This is a genomic window from Enterococcus sp. GPZ-007 (assembly GCF_059374735.1).
Genome location: NZ_JCAFYN010000015.1, coordinates 19,139 through 37,214, shown reverse-complemented (window position 1 = coordinate 37,214; position 18,076 = coordinate 19,139). Strand labels below are relative to the sequence as shown.

Annotated in this window: 18 protein-coding genes and 1 pseudogene; 17 read left to right on the top strand and 2 right to left on the bottom strand. The window is 41.2% G+C overall.

Annotated elements, in window-relative coordinates:
• The first annotated feature begins 176 nt into the window (after positions 1-176).
• The 10 genes from AC4J95_RS09685 to AC4J95_RS09640 all read left to right on the top strand — a co-directional run bounded on the left by AC4J95_RS09685 (position 177) and on the right by AC4J95_RS09640 (position 11,358).
• Positions 177-941, top strand: a complete 765-nt coding sequence (locus AC4J95_RS09685) for an ABC transporter ATP-binding protein (protein WP_316403558.1) — start codon at positions 177-179, stop codon at positions 939-941.
• Positions 938-2,614: an ABC transporter permease subunit gene (locus AC4J95_RS09680; protein WP_494549705.1), complete on the top strand. Its 1,677-nt coding sequence runs from the start codon at positions 938-940 to the stop codon at positions 2,612-2,614. Before AC4J95_RS09685 ends, AC4J95_RS09680 begins: the two co-directional genes overlap by 4 nt.
• Positions 2,538-3,512, top strand: coding sequence for an extracellular solute-binding protein (locus AC4J95_RS09675; protein ID WP_494549704.1), 975 nt, complete (start codon positions 2,538-2,540; stop codon positions 3,510-3,512). The genes AC4J95_RS09680 and AC4J95_RS09675 overlap by 77 nt, the downstream gene beginning before the upstream one ends.
• A gap of 10 nt (positions 3,513-3,522) precedes the next feature.
• Positions 3,523-4,617 (top strand): 2-aminoethylphosphonate--pyruvate transaminase, encoded by a 1,095-nt coding sequence (gene phnW, locus AC4J95_RS09670; RefSeq protein WP_494549703.1) that lies wholly within the window; start codon positions 3,523-3,525, stop codon positions 4,615-4,617.
• Complete coding sequence (gene phnX / locus AC4J95_RS09665) at positions 4,607-5,428, top strand: phosphonoacetaldehyde hydrolase (protein WP_316403554.1); 822 nt, start codon at positions 4,607-4,609, stop codon at positions 5,426-5,428. Before phnW ends, phnX begins: the two co-directional genes overlap by 11 nt.
• A gap of 745 nt (positions 5,429-6,173) precedes the next feature.
• Entirely contained in the window at positions 6,174-8,417 is a 2,244-nt protein-coding gene (locus AC4J95_RS09660; RefSeq protein ID WP_494549702.1) for a glucosaminidase domain-containing protein, read from the top strand.
• A 16-nt stretch (positions 8,418-8,433) separates the two neighbouring features.
• Positions 8,434-9,000: a signal peptidase I gene (gene lepB / locus AC4J95_RS09655; RefSeq protein WP_494549701.1), complete on the top strand. Its 567-nt coding sequence runs from the start codon at positions 8,434-8,436 to the stop codon at positions 8,998-9,000.
• A gap of 18 nt (positions 9,001-9,018) precedes the next feature.
• Positions 9,019-9,762 (top strand): hypothetical protein, encoded by a 744-nt coding sequence (locus tag AC4J95_RS09650; RefSeq protein WP_494549700.1) that lies wholly within the window; start codon positions 9,019-9,021, stop codon positions 9,760-9,762.
• Between the two features lie 18 nt (positions 9,763-9,780).
• Positions 9,781-10,896, top strand: a complete 1,116-nt coding sequence (locus tag AC4J95_RS09645) for a hypothetical protein (protein WP_494549699.1) — start codon at positions 9,781-9,783, stop codon at positions 10,894-10,896.
• Positions 10,897-11,037: 141 nt separating this feature from the next.
• Complete coding sequence (locus AC4J95_RS09640) at positions 11,038-11,358, top strand: DsrE/DsrF/TusD sulfur relay family protein (RefSeq protein WP_494549698.1); 321 nt, start codon at positions 11,038-11,040, stop codon at positions 11,356-11,358.
• 39 nt (positions 11,359-11,397) lie between these two features.
• Here AC4J95_RS09640 and AC4J95_RS09635 read toward each other — a convergent pair whose 3' ends face one another.
• The gene (locus tag AC4J95_RS09635) at positions 11,398-11,808 is read right to left on the bottom strand and encodes a hypothetical protein (protein WP_494549697.1); all 411 of its coding nucleotides are present in this window, start codon (positions 11,806-11,808) and stop codon (positions 11,398-11,400) included.
• Positions 11,793-12,245 (bottom strand): LytTR family DNA-binding domain-containing protein, encoded by a 453-nt coding sequence (locus tag AC4J95_RS09630; RefSeq protein WP_494549696.1) that lies wholly within the window; start codon positions 12,243-12,245, stop codon positions 11,793-11,795. Before AC4J95_RS09630 ends, AC4J95_RS09635 begins: the two co-directional genes overlap by 16 nt.
• A 203-nt stretch (positions 12,246-12,448) precedes the next feature.
• On the opposite strand from AC4J95_RS09630, the gene AC4J95_RS09625 reads away from it, so the two are divergent.
• From AC4J95_RS09625 to AC4J95_RS09595, 7 genes and pseudogenes are all read left to right on the top strand, one after another.
• Positions 12,449-13,015, top strand: a complete 567-nt coding sequence (locus AC4J95_RS09625) for a helix-turn-helix domain-containing protein (RefSeq protein WP_494549695.1) — start codon at positions 12,449-12,451, stop codon at positions 13,013-13,015.
• Between the two features lie 101 nt (positions 13,016-13,116).
• On the top strand, positions 13,117-13,548 hold the full coding sequence (locus tag AC4J95_RS09620; RefSeq protein ID WP_494549694.1) for an effector binding domain-containing protein: 432 nt from the start codon (positions 13,117-13,119) through the stop codon (positions 13,546-13,548).
• 135 nt (positions 13,549-13,683) lie between these two features.
• A pseudogene (locus AC4J95_RS09615) lies at positions 13,684-13,881 on the top strand (MerR family transcriptional regulator); the annotation flags it as partial.
• 147 nt (positions 13,882-14,028) lie between these two features.
• On the top strand, positions 14,029-14,475 hold the full coding sequence (locus tag AC4J95_RS09610; protein ID WP_494549745.1) for a VOC family protein: 447 nt from the start codon (positions 14,029-14,031) through the stop codon (positions 14,473-14,475).
• Between the two features lie 314 nt (positions 14,476-14,789).
• The gene (locus AC4J95_RS09605; RefSeq protein ID WP_494549693.1) at positions 14,790-16,067 is read left to right on the top strand and encodes an L-lactate MFS transporter; all 1,278 of its coding nucleotides are present in this window, start codon (positions 14,790-14,792) and stop codon (positions 16,065-16,067) included.
• A 184-nt stretch (positions 16,068-16,251) separates the two neighbouring features.
• Positions 16,252-16,686 (top strand): MarR family winged helix-turn-helix transcriptional regulator, encoded by a 435-nt coding sequence (locus AC4J95_RS09600; RefSeq protein WP_316403543.1) that lies wholly within the window; start codon positions 16,252-16,254, stop codon positions 16,684-16,686.
• A 3-nt stretch (positions 16,687-16,689) separates the two neighbouring features.
• Complete coding sequence (locus AC4J95_RS09595; RefSeq protein WP_494549692.1) at positions 16,690-18,069, top strand: MATE family efflux transporter; 1,380 nt, start codon at positions 16,690-16,692, stop codon at positions 18,067-18,069.
• The last annotated feature ends 7 nt before the right edge of the window (positions 18,070-18,076 follow it).

The following is an 18,076-nucleotide window of genomic DNA, read 5'->3' as shown; positions in this document are numbered from 1 at the left end:
TTACTTTCTTTACACAACCATAACAATCTTTATTTTATCTTTGCGTGAACTTGACGGTGTCTTTACACTGCATCGGTATACTTTTTGTCAGAGGATACCGCTGTCCTTGTTTGTTTTCGCTGACGGTATCCAGTTTGAAAAATTGATTCGTAAATGCGAATAAAGGAGAGATACATTTGTTAAAACTCGAAAACATTTCGAAAAAATTTCAAGAGACGACCGTACTGGAAAACATTAACTTAGAAATCGAATCTGGCGAGATTGTTTCTATTCTTGGACAATCAGGTTCAGGAAAGACCACTTTATTAAATCTGATTTTAGGATTGGAAGAGCCAAGTGGGGGAGAAATTTTCTTTGACGGGATGAATATCACGCACACATTGATGGAAAAGCGGCCCTTCAATATTGTATTTCAAGATTATGCTTTGTTTCCTAACTTAACAGCTTATCAAAATCTGACATACGGACTACGCAATAAAAAAGAGTGTTCTACTAAAGCAGAGGTTGATGAACTGATCCAATTATTGAATTTGGAAAACCATTTGGAGAAACCGATCCATCAATTGTCCGGTGGACAGAAGCAGCGGGTTGCACTTGGACGCACGCTAGTAATGAAGCCGCAGCTGCTTTTGTTAGATGAGCCGCTAAGTGCTTTGGATGGGGTAATCAAGGAATCAATCAAAGTCAAAATCCAAGAAATCGCGCGGAAGCTTCAATTGACTATCGTCATCGTCACTCATGATCCAGAAGAGGCTTTGACGATGTCTGATAAAATCGTTGTTCTCGATGAAGGAAAAATCGCTCAATGCAGTTCGCCGGTCGAAATTATGAGTAAAGCTTCCTGTCATTTTGTCGAAGAGTTCATCGTCAACCAATTGGCGATCAAGCAACAAAATATTCAGCAAATATTTCAGCAATCTGTGGAAATGGTGGCATCATGAGAATCGCCTTTTCATTGAAAAAAATGATTAGCTGGTGCGTGCTTGCTTTCTTCTTTTTATTTTTGGCTTATCCGATCATTCAGATCGTGCTGACCGCTTTTCCCAGTTCGGGGGGAAGTAGTATCCAGATTTTCAATCAGGATTGGCAGGTATCGTTTGGCAACAGCTTGAAATACTCTTTAGCGGCGACAAGCTGTTCAACAGTCTTGGGCTTTTTCTTAGCTTACGGAAATAATTTTACTCGGATCAATCAGAGATTTTTAAAGGTGAATGAGAGCATTCTGCATTTTCCGATGCTTTTACCAACCATTACTTATGGCTTTGTCCTTATTTATGCCTTTGGTAAACAAGGCCTATGGAGCAAGGTTTTTCAACAGGAACTGTTCCATATCTATGGCTCCATCGGTATTTTATTAGGCTTTGTCATCTATACATTGCCGCCAATCTTTATTTTGATCAATAACTCGATGAAATACTTGGATACACAATTATTTGTTGTGTCTCGTTTGATGGGGGACAGCTGGTATCGATCACTATATAAGACGATTCTGAATCCTTTGACTCGCGTTTTGGCGGTCGCCTTTCTGCAAGGCTTCTTCATGTCGTTTACTGATTTTGGGATTCCAAGTGCAGTTGGCGGACAAACACCCTTTATCACGACATTATTATATGAAGGCTTTATGGGAACAATTCCGAACTTTCAGTTTGGCTCCTTGGTCGCCCTGACAATGCTGCTACCATCGATCATCAGTATCTTGGTTCTGAATCATTTACAGAAGAAGGTAGTACGCTATGAACGACCACGTCAGGCAGTAATCAAAAAGAATGCGGTGAGAGATTGGTGCTTTCGACTACTCTTTCTTAGTTTGTCACTGTTCATACTAGGTGTCTTTGCTGTCTTGATCATTATTCCGCTGGTGAGTAATTGGCCTTATGATTTGCGTCCAACGCTAAATAATTTTGCCCGCTTTATGCAAGATGACAGCTTGATTTTAACGTTGAAAAACTCGCTGATGATGGCGTTATTGACTGCCGGAATTGGAACGATCATTGCCTATCTAGCGGCAATCCTAACTTCTAGAGAGCGTAAGCTTTATAAACTCAACCAAGTGATCGACAGTATCGCTACAATCACCAACTCGATTCCGGGAATGGTTTTGGGAGTTGCTTACTTATTATTATTCAGCGGCAGTCAGCTGCATAACACGTTAATCGTTTTAGTCATCGTAACGATTGTTCATTACTTCTCGACACCCTATCAGATGGCAAAAGAAGCGCTGCAAAAGATGAATTTGAATTGGGAAAATACCGCCAAGCTAATGGGAGACAGCTGGCTGAAAACTGTTTGGCGGATTTTGATCCCTAATTCAAAGGTGACGATCGTTGATATCTTCGCCTATTACTTTTTCAACTCGATGGTGACGATTAGTGCTGTAATTTTTTTAACAAGTGCCAACACAATGGTTATTACTGCCAAATTAAAAGAGCTCCAGCATTTTGGTCGGTTTAACGATATATTTATGCTTTCGTTGTTTTTATTAGTAATCAATTTAGCCATGCAAGGACTTACACAACTTATAAAAAGGGGAATGATGAATGAACAAAAAGAAACTACTCGCTTTACTTGGAAGTCTGCTTTTCCTTCTATTATTAAGCGGCTGCAGCAAAAGTAACGCTGCGAACGAAAAGGTCACAATTTATACAAATGCTGATGAAGAACCGGTAGAGGTCATTAAGAATGTTTTAGATAAGAACGGCTACAAGGGCAAGTATACGCTACAATCTTTCGGCACATCTGAATTGGGCGGCAAGCTTTTAGCAGAAGGAAAAAATATTGAAGCCGACTTAGTGACGATGAGTTCCTTCTATTTAAATAGTGCTCAGAAAAAAGAGGAAATGTTCAAGGAACTAAAATTACCTGTTGATTCATTAACGAAGATTCCAGACTACACCGCACCCTTTACCGTCCAAGAAGGAACGATTTTTTACAATACGGATGTGATGAAGGAAATGAAGCTGCCGATTCCGAAGAGTTTGAAAGAGTTAGCGGATCCGAAATACAAGGATGTATTATCCATCTCAGACATCAAACAATCTTCTACTGCCTGGTTGCTGTTCCAAGCACTAGTTGATAATTATGGCGAGAATGAAGCAAAAACAATCTTGCAAGGTATCTATAAAAATGCGGGGGATCATTTGGAAAGTTCTGGTTCAGGCCCATTGAAAAAGGTTCGTTTAGGAGAAGTTGCGATCGGTTTCGGATTACGACATCAGGCAGTCAAGGATAAACAGGACGGATTGCCGATTGATTTCGTTGAGCCATCAGAGGGAACCTATGCTTTGACCGAATCATTAGCAGTGATTGATAAAGGGAAACAAACCAATCCAGAAGCGCAAAAAATGCTGGATCTGATTTTAGAAAAAGGCCGCAAAGACTTGCTGGAGATTTACCCTAGTGCTCTATACAAAGGAGAAACAGTCAATTCGGAACAAGTAGCCAAAAATCAAAAGGTTTTCCCGAAAGAATTGACTGCAGAATTATTAGAGAAGCATCAAAAATTAGTCGATTAAGGAGTGTAACATGGAATATAAATTATTAACCCCAGGGCCGCTGACGACGAGTAAATCTGTCAAACAAGCGATGATGGTGGATCATTGTACATGGGACCAAGAATACAAAGGAATCACACAAGAAATCCGACAAAAGCTGTTGGATCTAGCGAGTGTCACCTCAGAAGAATACACCACTATTTTGATGCAGGGCAGCGGATCATTTGGTGTGGAATCAGTCATAGGTTCGATGATCGGACCGAAAGATCATGTGCTGGTCTGTGCCAATGGCGCCTATGGCCGTCGAATAGTCAGTATGTGCGAGCGTTACAATCTAATGTACAGTGTTTATGAAGTGGCAGAGGATGAGATTCCCCAAGCTTCAGATATAGAAAAAATCCTGACTGGTGATCGCACGATATCAGCGATCGCCATGGTTCACAGCGAAACGACTTCTGGCATTCTGAACGAGTTGGAAGAAATAGCAGCACTGGCTAAAGATCATGGTTTGCTGTTTATTGTTGATGCGATGTCTAGCTTTGGCGGGATTCCCATAGATGTTTCCGCACTGTCGATCGATTTTCTCATTTCAAGTTCGAATAAATGCATTCAAGGTGTTCCTGGCTTTTCGTTTGTTTTAGCCAAACGGGAGCAGCTTGAACAACGGAAAGATTTTGCTCGAACAGTGTCTTTAGATCTGTATGATCAATATGAAACGATGGAAAAGGATGGCAAATGGCGCTTTACTTCGCCGACTCATACTGTTTTGGCCTTCTATCAAGCACTGAAAGAATTAGATAAGGAAGGTGGGATCTACCAACGCTACATGCGGTATTTGACGAATAATCGCCTACTGCGGCAAAAAATGGGAGAATTAGGCTACCAGCCATTCATCACGCAGCATCAAGGTCCTTTTATCACATCTTTTCTTTATCCAAAGCAGCGAGCGTTTGATTTTCAGCATTTTTATCAGCATTTAAAACAAAATGGTTTTGTCATCTATCCTGGAAAAATAAGCAGCGTTGATTGTTTCCGAATTGGAAATATTGGGGAAATCTATCCAGAAGATATTGATCGGTTGGTCAAGGTCATTGAAAACTATTCGGAGGTAGCTCATGTCAGTTAATACGATTATTTTAGACTGGGCAGGGACCACAGTTGACTTCGGCTGTATGGCTCCAGTCCATGCCTTCAAAAAAGCCTTTAGTAATAAGAACATCGAGCTCACAAACCAAGAGATTCGAAAACCAATGGGGATGCTTAAAATAGATCATATCAAGCAGCTGCTTTCGCTTGATCAAGTAAAAAGAGAATGGCTGGCGCTTTATGGCCGTCCTTCTGATGAAAATGATGTTCTTAGTATCTATCAAGATTTTGAAACCTACCTATTTGCAGATCTGGCGGAAAACAGTCACTTAAAGCCAGAAACGAAGCAAGCGATGAGAAAAATCAAACAATTAGGCTATAACATCGGCTCTACAACGGGCTATACCAAGGAAATGATGGAGGTTGTTTTTGAAACGGCTAGAGTAGAAGGATACCATCCAGATTACGTTGTTACACCGGATGATGTAGATTCATTGGGACGCCCGTATCCCTTTATGATTTTTGAGAATATGCGTTTTTTTCAAAACCGTTCAATGGCGGAGGTAATTAAGGTAGGGGATACAATCTCTGACATTCAAGAAGGAAAAAATGCGGGGGTATTAAGCATTGCTGTTACAGAAGGCAGCTCCGTGATGGGGCTATCACTGGAGGAATACAAACAGTATTCTAAGGAAGAAATGGAGCAGTTGAATCAGCAAGCGGCTGAAATATTTTACCAACATGGTGCGGATCTTTGCATCAAAAATCTCTTGGAATTGGCAGAGCTTTTACAGGAACATTCAACGCTCCAGAACCTGCAAATAAAAAAAGAAAAAATTCAGGTAAATTAACGGAAATATCGACTTTTGCAGTCGATATTTCTTTATTTTTTGGCGGCAGAAAAAAAGCGGACGTAATTATTCAAAAAATAAATAAAAAAAACAAAAAAAGATTTTTTCTTTCTAGGATGTTCTTAATAAATTCACAATTACTTAGATTTAGGCTACTACAATTGTGGAAACGGATACAATTACCCAATTCTCTTAATTTTATCCAAAAATTAAATTTTATATTTCAAAAATGGCTGAGACATTCCTTATAAATGCGGGTAGAATAATATGTGTAACCAATGGTGCGCGCAATGAAGGTGTTTTCTCGATTTTTATGAGGTTGCTGCGAGGGGTATAAAAAACAAGTTCTTTTATAGCAGATATCAACGGTCATAAAGGTTCATAAAAAAACAAAAAATACATATAGAGATCCGGTCATTGTAATTTTATTACTGACAGCATGCTGAAGGTTGATAGGTATACTCAATCAGTGAACATGTTGATTAGCGTCTCTCCTTTTTTGTAGGAGAAGCCAAAATGCCGCGAGTCAGTGAAATATTGTGACTTATCAGATGCTATTAGCGATGAGCGGCGGAGGATGATCAGCATTCATTGGAAAATTTAAGTGGATGCATCATTATCGAAGATTGAATCAAGGATGCGGATTATTTTCAGCATCCTTGATTTTTTTTCAATTCATTGGTTGCCCCTAGTATTTGTTTCAAATACTTAGCTTGATTCAGGATAGAAAGAAGGGGAAATGTTCATGAAAAAGATTGTTATGGTAATTTGCGGGGTAGCAGTAGTTTGTTGGGGAGCTGCTAGTCTGCGTAGCGGAGCATTGAAAGCAGATAATTTACTACAAGAATCTTCTGTCGTAGAGACGACAGTTCCAGAGAGTTCGACTGTTGCACCAGCGGCACCAGAGCCTGCGCCAGCACCTGTACCGGAAACACCGGCAGAACCATCTGCGGCGCCAGTTCCAGAGGCTCCTGCAACGGAAGCACCTGCTGCAACGGAGTCACCAGCGGAACAAGCACCGGCGGAAAGTGCACCGCCAACGGAGCCAGCACCGGAAACAACACCGTCGAGCAGTGCAGCGGAACAGCCAAAGGGCGAAAGCTCAACCAGTGAGAGTTCGACAAATGAAAGTTCGACTAACAGCGGCTCATCGAGTCAAAGCTCGACAAGCGAGAGTACAACGAGCCAAACATCTAGTACAACCAGTTCGACTACACCGCCAAGTGAAACGTCGACTTCTAGTAGCACGCCGGGAAGTACGACTAGTTCAAATACTGGTGGTTCAACAGGAACAACGAGTAGTTCTGTGACGCCGCCAAGTACTAGTCAGGAACCGCCAAGTACGCCAGATCCGCCTGCGCCAACTCCGGTTCCGAGTCCTGGGCAAAATGTACCAACGCCGCCAGCATCAAGTGAACCGAAAGTTCAGACGAGTGACGCGGTTATCCAAGCGACACCGTATGCATTTTCTGAAACTAGTACATTGCAGCTGCCAAATGATCTGAAGACGTCAGAAGTGGCTCAATCAGATTTGAAGGGCTATGAGCTGCCGTTGCTGTCCAGCTTTGAAAACAAGGCTCATGCTGCTTTGATTTACGATGGAATCAAAAAACTTGGGATAGAACAAGAGCAGAATTTTAGTGTAGAGCAATTAGCTGCCAAGCTTTACGGCGATTTGTTTGCGATAGAGATCACCGGCACGCCAGAAAAAGTAAATGAGGAAATCAGCGTCGGCAGTCTCCTGTATCAAAAGAAGAATGATCAGCTCGAAATAGTTGGTGTCTACATTGGCAAAGACTACTATCTAACTGTTGAGGATGTAGAGGTAGATGATTCAGCAGAATCGACGGAAACTGCGAAGGATGAAGCTGAAGAGCTCGATACTGAAAAAGAAGACAAGGATACAGATAAAAAGGAAAAACAACGACAAGTCGTGCTTCAGCCGATGAATATCGATGAAGACTTGTTGGTTCAAGCGATGCCGAATGTGATATTGACGGAATATGGTCAGACGATTTTAGCGGAATATCCGGCCTCTATCAATTTCACTGAAAATGAAGGTTCAAAAAAATTTATTTCGACGATCGCAGAAGATGCACGCAAACTGGGACAAGAATATGATGTCTTCGCTTCCGTGATGATCGCACAAGCACTGTTAGAAAGCGGTTCTGGAACCAGTGGTTTGTCATTACCGCCAAACTATAATCTTTTCGGAGTGAAGGGGACGTATCAAGGACAAGCTGTTTCGATGGCGACACAAGAAGATCGTGGAAATGGCGATCTTTACTCCATTAATTCCGCTTTCCGCAAGTATCCGAATTATGCTGCTTCACTCGGAGATTACGTCCAGTTATTACGCGGCGGTATTTCCGGCAATGATGGATATTATAAAAATACTTGGCGTTCTACCGCAAAGAATTACCTGCGGGCAACGCAAGCCTTAACTGGAAAGTATGCGACCGATACTTCTTATAATAGAAAGTTAAATTCGATCATTGCTGTCTACAACTTGACGCAATACGATCGCGTAAAAGTCGATCAGTCTTCGGGTGTCTTTATCAAGGGAAAAGACGAGATTCCTGAAGAATATCGCTCATTGATGCGTTACCCGGATTATAACGGGGTCAATTACAATACCTCAGGTTCGTACCCAGTCGGACAATGTACTTGGTACGCCTTTAATCGTGTGAAACAGTTAGGCAAGAGCGTCGATGACTTTATGGGCAACGGCGGTGAATGGGGAACTAAAGGAAAAGCTTTAGGCTATGAGGTCAGTCGTGAACCCAAGGCTGGCTGGTTGGTCTCCTTCACACCAGGAACAGCCGGATCAGATCCACGCTATGGTCACGTTGCTTTTGTAGAAGTGGTTCGACCTGAGGGAATCTTAATCTCAGAGGGCAATGTTTATGGCGGTACCGTGATTTCCTATCGGGTGATTGATGCCAACTTAGCGAAATCTGATCTAGTAACCTACATTAAAGCAAAATAAAGGGGTGCCATCACTCATGGCAAATAAGCGACACGGACACGCAGAGGATCCACCGAATGACAGGAGGGCATTACTCTTAACCGTCCTACTTCTCATCATTCTATCTGTAACGATGCTGCTTGTTATGAGAGGACAGTTACAAAAGCGGTATAGTGTTCATACGATTTCGGGCACGTCGATGATTCCGACGCTGACCGAGAAGGATCAGGTTCTTGTTAAGAAAAAAACTCAAATTCAACGCTATGATATTATTGCTTTCTCAGTTGATAAGGAAGAGGGGATGTTTGTCAAACGTGTGATTGGTTTACCAGGCGACAGCATGTTTGTCCGAAACGATCGAATGGTTTTAGATATCGGCGAACAGGGTGATTTTGAAACAACGAATATGTACCATTTATCACCAACTGTGGCGGATGAATTTCAAACGTTAAACAAAATTCCAGAAGATGTTTACTTTGTGATTGGTGATCATGTAGACGTTTCTAAAGACAGCCGGACGTTTGGTTTTGTCCATCGGAAGTTAATCGAAGGAACTGTCCAATTCCGTTTTCCAGCGATTCATCTCGCTAGATTGGAAGACTAAAAGAAAAGGGGAAAACACGTGATAATCATTAACTGGATTTGCGTAGGGCTCATCATTATAGTGCTCTTAGTGTGGTTATATCGAATGGTTATCAACGTTCGATTGCAGATGATCAAGCCACCAAGAGACGCATCGGCGACTTTTCAGCGAAAGTTGGATTATGTCAAGCAAATTCAACAAACGAAGCATATATTGGCGTTACTATTCGTGACCTTCTGCCTAGCAGTAGGATTGCTCTTAACCACGTACAGTCTATTTCAAGTACAAGATCAGCTATATGCAATCAATGAGCAGAACAATGCATTAAAAGATGACATCCAAGTGATGAAAAAGGAACAAAAGAAATTAATCAATAAGCTGCCGGTCAAAAAATATCCGCAAGAAGGGGTCGGCTTACAGGAATATACCTGGGATGAATTATTCTCTGATGATAGTCGCGAGAAGCAGTATGCGATGGAGAGCGATTTATCAAATAAACTCAGTCCTTACTTTGGATTACCGACGACCTTGATCGTCTTAGATATACCGACCCAAACGTTGAATATTGCCTTGGCTGGAGATTTAACCAGTGAAGACAATCGTCAGCAAATCAAAGAAAATATCCAAGCCTTTGCTGCTGAAGCAGAGGGGGTATCCAATCTGACACAAATTACCTTCCAGCTAAATGTAAGGGATGGGGAGAAGCAGAAACAAGATTATAGTTGTACTTTCTCTCGTGAGAATGGAGAAGATAAATTTGTAATGATTCAAGAAGAAGACTAACGGAAAGAAGGGAAAAAAATGGTAGCACAACAAAAAAAGAGCGGATGGTTTTTCAACAAGAACATTATCGATGAGATCAATTCTGTTCCAGAAGAGAAAGTTGAAAATGAAGGTCAAGCACCAGTGACAGCCCAAACACAAGCACAGTCACCAGCGGCTGCACAACCACAAGCCAAACCAGCTCCTGCTTTAAAAATGGTTTCTGATAACACCGTTCCAGAGTCACCAGAAAAGCAGGCAGAAGAGATCAAAGAATTGAAACGTTTGATTTTTGAAAAGGAACAAGTTTTACAGAAATATAAAAAGGAAATGACAGCTCAAACCCAACAGCTGACGAAAGAAAATGAAAACTATCGTCAATCTGTTTTACGAATGGGAGAAGAAAAAGCCCAAAATCGTCGTCAGATCCAGGATCTAGAAGCTGAGGTTCAACGAGCTCGGCAAGAGGTCCAACGTCTGAAAGAAACGCAAGAATTAGATAATTTGAAACAGCAATTGGAACAAGTTCAGGCTGAAAATGAAAGACTGAAGGATTCCGTTGCCCACTTAGCCACTGTAGAACAGGAGTTGGAAGAGATTCACGAAGAACATCAAGCATTGGTTGCGCAGCAAAAAGATGAAGAAATTCAACGCCTAGAAAAAATCCATCAATTAGAAGCTCAGATCAATGAACTGATCGCAGAGATTAACGAGAAGGATGAACAATATTCTCAATTAGACAAAGTGATTGTCGAGAAAGATCAAGCGATGGATCAAATGGTAGAGGAACAAGCAGCTAAAGAAGTTCAAGAAAAAGAAATCAATGAGTTGCGGGAAAAAGTCGCAGAGCTTCGCTCAGAAAATGAGCAGTTAAAACATGATGCGATTTCGACACAGCAAGAAATTGGTGAAGTCTTAATCTCCGCACGGAAACAGGCCAACCGTATGGTAGAAAAATCTAAGATGGAGGCTTACCGGATCATCGATGAAGCGAAGAAAGAATTAGCAACCATCAACGATCAAGCCAAAGAGATTTCTGAAGAAGTGAATGAATCACGTCAATCCGTACTTTCAATGTACGAAGAGTTACAAACTCGAGTAGATATCCTTGCGCAAGGAAAAATGCAAGAAGACGTAACCCGTGTCACAGAATAATTTGATCAAAGCAAAAGGTATCCGCTAAAATGCGGGTACCTTTTTAAATGGTCTGACTATCAGTGTAAGCGTTGTTTTTAATGACTGAAATCGCTATACTTTAAGCATGATAAGTATTTAATGACTAAAGGAGCGGGTAAAATGAAATTAGCGATTATCTTGGAAACCAAGGAGCATGAAAAAGCGTGGAATGCCTTTCGCTTTGGCGTAGCGGCCTTAAAGAAGGAGCATGAAGTTAAATTTTTTCTGATGGGTGAAGCGGTGGAAGTTGAAAACATCGAAGACGAACAATATGACGTCCCTGCGGAGATGAAGAAGCTGGAAGAGCAGGGCGGCGAATTACTGGCCTGCGGAACCTGTCTTAAATCTCGCCAATTGGAAGACCAGACTTCTTGTCCGATTTCGACGATGTTTGATTGTGTCGAAATGGTGGAGTGGGCTGACAAGACGGTGACATTCTAATAAATCAGTAAATCCCTGACTCGTGTGAGCCAGGGATTTTTAATGATTTAATTGATTCAAAGTAGCAGCCATTTTCTTATTGTCGTGTTTTGAGTAAAAGTAGAAAGTGACGATGTGCAGAACTAGCGTGGCGAGCAAAACTGCAATAAAGAATGGGCGGATCAGGTCAAACATCTGAGTCGAATAGAGATACACACCTGTATAAGCGCAAAGGGTGTTGAGCACCGTGCAGATAAATATGTTCATAGAAGCTTTAAAGGTAGAATAGCTCCACAGGTACGGGTAAATAACCCCAAATAGAAGACCGATCAAAACACTGATTCCAATCAGGTTCCAAATGTAGCTAAAAGGAATTCGCGAAAATAAATCTGTGATTGAGCAAAGGATTGTGATCCAAACGAGGGTACCAAAAGCTGCTTGAAAGAAATTATTTTTTAATTGTTTGAACATGAGAGTCTCTCCTTAATTTTTTTGGCATAATGGCGACTGACAACATAAGTTGAACCTGTTTTAGTATGAACTTCTAACCGTGCATGCTCTCCTAATTGGAAAGACTGGACAGCGTTTAGATTCAAAATCTGAGAATTATTGATGCGATAAAAGTTTAGGTTTTCTAAACCTGTTAAATCTTTGAGTCTTTTTTGCAGGATGTATTCTTGCTGATTAAGCAAATAGACTTTTACTAAATGACCCATGGTTTCAAAAGCAACGATTTGATCAAGCGGCAATTTGATTGAGCGGTTGTTTTTAGGATTGACCGCTAAAAGATCCTGCTCTTGTTGCAGCTGTTTTTCAAGTCGCTTGAGCGTCGTTTTATTTTCAGGGTTCGCTAAGATGTCGATTTCGTTTAAGGCTTTTTCTTTTATCCAAGTAAAGTTGATGTTCATAAGTTCCCCCCTCTGTGACTTTAGCATAGCAAGGATTTGCGACAGATAGAATCTTTTTTTCGCTTGTTGCATAAAAGGATAGGTTTGTTGCACATAAAGGCAATGTCAAACAGCGCTTGCGCGAGAAAAATCATATGTAAGCACGGCTTTCTAGTATAATTTAGTTAGAGGTCCTATCATCAAGTTAGGAGGGAGAGATCATCATGATTGCTGAGATATTAAAAAAAGAAAGAAAAGCGCGGGGACTGACCCAGCAGCAGGCGGCGGAAATTTTCAGGGTGACACGTCAAACGATTTCGAATTGGGAGAATGAGAAAAATTATCCCGATATTCCGACGCTGGTCGCCCTCAGTGATTATTATGAAGTATCTCTTGATTATTTGATGAAAGGGGATATGAAGTACATGGCTAAGATGAAGAAAGAAGCAAAGCTGCTGCAGTCGCTTCGAGTTGGTTTGTTTTCTGTAATTTGTGCTGGTATGCTACTGCTTTTTTCATTTGTTGGATTTGCGGCAGTGGTCAATGGCGAAAGTTTGGCTGGAATCATTCCAACTCAGCTGTTAATAACGATCGCTGCGATTTGGGTGTGCGTAATCCATTTTAGAAACTTGAAGGATGAAATGAATCCTTCGACCAGAAGAGTAATTCGTATTCTATTACTCGTTACGTTGTTTATCACTCTTTTATGCACGGTGCTTTTTGTACTTGCGGCGGCAGGCTTGATTCATTTTTTAAACCTGATAGGCATCTTTATTGCATTGACTAGGTGAGGGGGCATATATTTAGCGTGTAGTGGATGAATCCCTGATTTTCTTTAATAAAAGAAGATTTAACGATAGATAAAAATGTCAAAGAAAGAAGGAACCTAGTCATGTTTAAGATTGTTGAGAGAGATGCACTGACCGTTCACGGCTGGATCACGACTCTAAATGCCCCGAATTCCCCAGATGGCTTGGCAGAAATGAGCAAGCAGAAGATGCGGGCAAAAGAAGAATATGCCTCCAAAATCGAAGGTGATCTGTTGGCTGTGAACGCAGTGATTAACGGCGATCAATGCTATCTGATCGGTAATACAGATACCACAGAAACTCGTCCGTCAGAGTTTGAATTGCCCGCGGGTACTTATGCTCGCTTTGATCTTAGCTATACGGATCAAGTAGAACTGGATCAATTGATTGGCCGCAGTTATGGTGAATTGAGCCAAAGCGAAGCCTTTCAAATTGCTGGGAATTTTAATCTAGAAGAATATACGGGTGTAGGAAAAATGTCTTTTTACGCTCCTGTTCATCAGAAAAATCATTAAGATCGAATGAAGGGATTCATTCTGAAGTGAAAGACTGTCAAACGAAACCCGTTCGGCAGTTTTTTGTTGACCTTCACACTGTGTGAAGGTATATGATAAGGTTATCATTCGAATGCTGAAGGATGGGAGTAAACAATGTACAAAATAGGTGAATTTTCCAAGCTTGTAAATATATCTCCTCGAATGCTTCGCCATTATGACGAGCAGGGAATCTTTTCTCCCTCTTCGATCGATCCGATCAGCGGTTATCGTCTGTATAGCCTTGATCAAATCGCACGACTCAATCAAATTTTATTATTGCGAGATTCTGGTTTTAAGGTGAGCGAGATTAACAAGACTCTCGAAAGAATGAATGATCCACACTTTTTGGAACAGATTTTGGAGAAAAAGAAGGCACAATCCTATGAAACAATTGCTGCAGAAGAAAAAAAGTTAAAGAAAATCGAACAGCAGCTGGAATTAATCAAGGAGGACAATAAAATGATCAAAGGTACAGAAATCGATTTTGTCGTAAAGAATAGTTTGAAAGCGTTGGAGTTATACAAAAAAATATTTGAAATTGAAGTAGTAGAAGCGACGAATTATTCAGAAGGCAGCAATGAAGCTGTTTTTACTCTCTATGATACGCGTTTTCATATGTTGGATGAGAATCCAGAATACAGTTTGATTGCGCCGACACCAGATAAACCAAACACTATTTGGTTCAATATTTCGGTCGAAGATATTGAAAAGACGCATGCCGCAGCGTTGGAAAACGGCTGTACAGAAGTTCAAGGGGTTACCAGCATGATGGATGATGCGCTTCAGAACTCGATCTTCATCGATCCTTTTGGTTATATGTGGATGCTCCATCAGATCCATCAAGTACTCAGCTTTGAAGAACGGATCAAAATTATCGAAGAGGAAATGAATGAGGAGCTTTCTTAAATAGATGCTACACTTTAGGACACTTATCTAACTAAGGATAAGTGTTCTTTCTTATTGGTTGAAAATATGTTTTAGCTAACGTAAATATAAGTGAGATACACATAAACACGTACTGTAATATTCTTTTTTTTAATAGCAAACAAGATAATCGGATTATATCAAAATTTTTGTTGAATTTAATTAAATGAGAGCGTATACTCGTGTTTATTGAGTGCTTAAATAAAATAAATTTTTGAACAAAAAAAGATAACGCGTGTTATCTCTTTTTTATCGCACTCAAACACACAAATGCAATGAAATCAGGAGGGAAGAGGATGCGCAGGGAAAAAAATAGATGGCTGATCGCATTATCAGGAGTAGCGATTCATCTATCTATCGGTTCAGCATACGCGTGGAGTGTATTCAAAGAACCGATCAAAGAGTTGACAGGATGGGATAAATCGTCAATCTCTTTTGCATTTAGTTTAGCGATTTTCTGTTTAGGAACATCAGCAGCGTTTATGGGGAAATTTGTGGAAAAATTTGGCCCAAGAAAAACAGGGACGGTCGCGTCGATTTTATTCGGGTTAGGAATCATTTCGACTGGTTTTGCCGTTTCAAGTCATTCGTTGCCAATGTTGTATCTGACTTATGGAATTATCGGCGGAATCGGGTTAGGAGCTGGTTATGTCACGCCAGTATCAACGATGATTCGGTGGTTCCCGGATAGAAAGGGCTTGGCTACTGGACTTGCCATCATGGGATTTGGTTTTGCTTCTATGATCACTGGACCGATCGCTCAACAGCTAATGGTGCGGGTCGGTGTCTCTCAAACCTTCTATATCTTAGGGGTTGCTTATTTCTTAGTCATGTTCACGGCTTCACGCTATTTGGAAAAGCCGCCAGTCGGTTGGACGCCGCAAGGTTTTGAGGCTCCAGATCCAAAAGAAGAAGTGCAGGTACAATATCGTGGAGTACAATTGACCGCCAATCAAGCAATTAAGACCAAAACATTTTGGTTATTATGGTTTATGCTATTTTTAAATATTACTTGCGGAATTTCGCTTGTTTCAGAAGCTTCACCAATGGCCCAAGAAATTACTGGGATGACCGCCGGCATGGCAGCCACAATGGTGGGTGTGATGGGTGTCTTCAATGGTTGTGGTCGCCTAGTTTGGGCGTTGATCTCAGATGTTTTAGGACGAAAAAATGTCTTTACGATTCTTTTTGTGATCGATATCGTTGTGTTATTGAGTTTATCAGTGGTCAGTTCACCGTTGCTGTTCGCAGTATTGATCTGCCTGTTGATGACTTGCTATGGCGCGGGATTCTCAATCGTTCCAGCTTATATCGGTGATGTTTTTGGTTCGAGAGAAGTCGGTGCGATCCACGGCTATATTTTAACTGCGTGGGCAGCAGCCGGAATGTTCGGTCCGATCTTCTTAGGTAAGATTACAGAAATGTTCCATTCCTATACAAATGTTTTGCGGATCTTTGCTGTTTTAGCACTAGTCGGTTTTGCAGCTTCAATGATTATTCGCGGCTCAATCAAGTGCTTAGCGAAATCAAACAGTAGCGAGACACCAACAGGTTCGAATACTAAGCACGCGTGATAACAAACCATTCAAAGTGATCAAGGCCTAGGTGCTTTGATCACTTTTTTTGGTGCGGAGATAATCTTCGATAATTCTTTTTCGTTAGCATCATACAAATGTTTGAATAATGGTTGACTGATCAACTAACGTTTGGTAAATTAGTTGAGTAGTCAACTAATTATTGGATAGTCTGGAGGAAATTATGAAACGAAGTGTCGGACGTTTGATCTCGATTTTATATCGTAAAAATCAAATTTATCTAAATGCGGCGATGAAGCCGTTAAATATTACCACGGCAGAACAGCCGATCTTAATGTATCTTTATCGGCATGATGCAGTGACGCAAGAGGAAATTAGTGCGTATCTTCAAGTAGACAAGGCTTTGACGACAAGAACGGTTCAGTCACTCTTAGAAAAGGGCTTAGTTACGAAGAAAAAGGATGAAAAGGACAAACGCTGTAATAAAATTTCTCTGACTCAAAAGGGGCAGGATATGCGGGAAGCAATGGTTGAGAAGTTTGTTGGTTGGAACAAGATCATGCTGGAGGGCATGGACGAAGCTAAACGCGATCTGCTTTTCGAATTATTAGAGGAAATGGTTGAAAAAACCGAACAGCATGACCTAAAAGGAGGGTAAAAAATGGAAGCAGCAAATCCATTAGGAACAGAAAAGGTTTCAAAATTATTAATGCAATTCTCGATTCCGGCAATCATTGGAATGGTCGTCAATGCGTTGTATAACGTGGTCGATCGAATCTACATCGGGCATGCTCCTGGATTGGGTGCCAATGGTTTGGCTGGCATCACGATTGGGTTTCCAATCATGATCATTTTATTGTCGATCGGTATTTTATTTGGTGTCGGCGGCGCGACGCTATTTTCTATGAAGCTGGGTGCCGGAAAAACCGAAGAAGCAGAACGAGCAATGGGAAATGCTTTTTCTTTGCTGATAATCAGTGGTCTTCTGTTCATGATTATGGGACATCTTTTTTTGTCGCCGTTATTATCAGTATTTGGCGCTAGTGATACTGTTTTACCTTATGCCATAAGTTACATGCGTATCATTTTCTCAGGAGCTGTTTTCCAGATCGTCAGTATCGGGATGAATAATTTTTTGCGGGCGGATGGACAGCCTAAACTAGCAATGATCACGATGTTCATGGGGGCAGGAGTCAATATCATTCTTGATCCAGTCTTTATCTATGTCTTTGATATGGGAATGGCAGGCGCGGCGTTGGCAACGATCTTGTCGCAGTTTATTTCAATGGTGTGGATCTTGGCTTATTTTCTCAGCAAACGCAGTCATCATCAGCTGCATGTTAAAAATATGCGCATCAAGGGACAGGTTGCGGCTCGCATCACAACCTTGGGTCTACCAAGCTTTCTGCTACAGCTTGGGAATAGTATCTTGAACGTCGTGTTGAATATGACACTGTTGAACTATGGCGGAGATATCGCTGTATCGGGAATGGGGATCGTCAATAGTATACAAACGATCTTATTGATGCCAATCACGGGACTAGTACAGGGTGCTCAGCCCATCGTCAGCTTCAACTTTGGTGCAAAAAAATTTGGCCGAGTCAAAGAGACTCAAAAGTATGCGATCATTATTGCGACCACAATCGTATGTATCGGCTGGATAGCAACTAGATTAATGCCAGAGCAATTGGTGCGGATGTTCAATAATGAACCGGAACTACTAGCCTTTGGGACTAAGGCGTTGCAGACATGGTTCCTGTTTCTACCAGTCATCGGTTTTCAAATTGTTGCTTCAAACTTCTTCCAAGCGACTGGTCGGACCCGTTCAGCGATTTTCTTAACACTGACGCGTCAAATCATTCTATTGATTCCGGCGATTTTGCTTTTTTCAAGTAATTGGGGAATGGATGGGTTGCTTCATGCAGCACCATTTTCTGATGCTAGTGCGGCTCTGTTAACAGGGATATTTTACATTGGCGGTATTAGACGGCTTAGTAAAGAGCAGTCTGCTTCGTCCGAATTAGAGCTTGACGTTGAATAAAACAATG

Bases quoted from the DNA above. Each gene is read 5' to 3' on its own strand.
- AC4J95_RS09640 (WP_494549698.1), top strand. From the start codon at position 11,038: ATGAAATTAGCGATTATCTTGGAAACCAAGGAGCATGAAAAAGCGTGG.
- AC4J95_RS09605 (WP_494549693.1), top strand. From the start codon at position 14,790: ATGCGCAGGGAAAAAAATAGATGGCTGATCGCATTATCAGGAGTAGCG.
- AC4J95_RS09645 (WP_494549699.1), top strand. From the start codon at position 9,781: ATGGTAGCACAACAAAAAAAGAGCGGATGGTTTTTCAACAAGAACATT.
- AC4J95_RS09630 (WP_494549696.1), bottom strand. From the start codon at position 12,245: ATGAACATCAACTTTACTTGGATAAAAGAAAAAGCCTTAAACGAAATC.
- lepB (WP_494549701.1), top strand. From the start codon at position 8,434: ATGGCAAATAAGCGACACGGACACGCAGAGGATCCACCGAATGACAGG.
- AC4J95_RS09625 (WP_494549695.1), top strand. From the start codon at position 12,449: ATGATTGCTGAGATATTAAAAAAAGAAAGAAAAGCGCGGGGACTGACC.
- AC4J95_RS09675 (WP_494549704.1), top strand. From the start codon at position 2,538: ATGAACAAAAAGAAACTACTCGCTTTACTTGGAAGTCTGCTTTTCCTT.
- AC4J95_RS09595 (WP_494549692.1), top strand. From the start codon at position 16,690: ATGGAAGCAGCAAATCCATTAGGAACAGAAAAGGTTTCAAAATTATTA.
- AC4J95_RS09660 (WP_494549702.1), top strand. From the start codon at position 6,174: ATGAAAAAGATTGTTATGGTAATTTGCGGGGTAGCAGTAGTTTGTTGG.
- phnX (WP_316403554.1), top strand. From the start codon at position 4,607: ATGTCAGTTAATACGATTATTTTAGACTGGGCAGGGACCACAGTTGAC.
- phnW (WP_494549703.1), top strand. From the start codon at position 3,523: ATGGAATATAAATTATTAACCCCAGGGCCGCTGACGACGAGTAAATCT.
- AC4J95_RS09610 (WP_494549745.1), top strand. From the start codon at position 14,029: ATGATCAAAGGTACAGAAATCGATTTTGTCGTAAAGAATAGTTTGAAA.
- AC4J95_RS09635 (WP_494549697.1), bottom strand. From the start codon at position 11,808: ATGTTCAAACAATTAAAAAATAATTTCTTTCAAGCAGCTTTTGGTACC.
- AC4J95_RS09600 (WP_316403543.1), top strand. From the start codon at position 16,252: ATGAAACGAAGTGTCGGACGTTTGATCTCGATTTTATATCGTAAAAAT.
- AC4J95_RS09620 (WP_494549694.1), top strand. From the start codon at position 13,117: ATGTTTAAGATTGTTGAGAGAGATGCACTGACCGTTCACGGCTGGATC.
- AC4J95_RS09680 (WP_494549705.1), top strand. From the start codon at position 938: ATGAGAATCGCCTTTTCATTGAAAAAAATGATTAGCTGGTGCGTGCTT.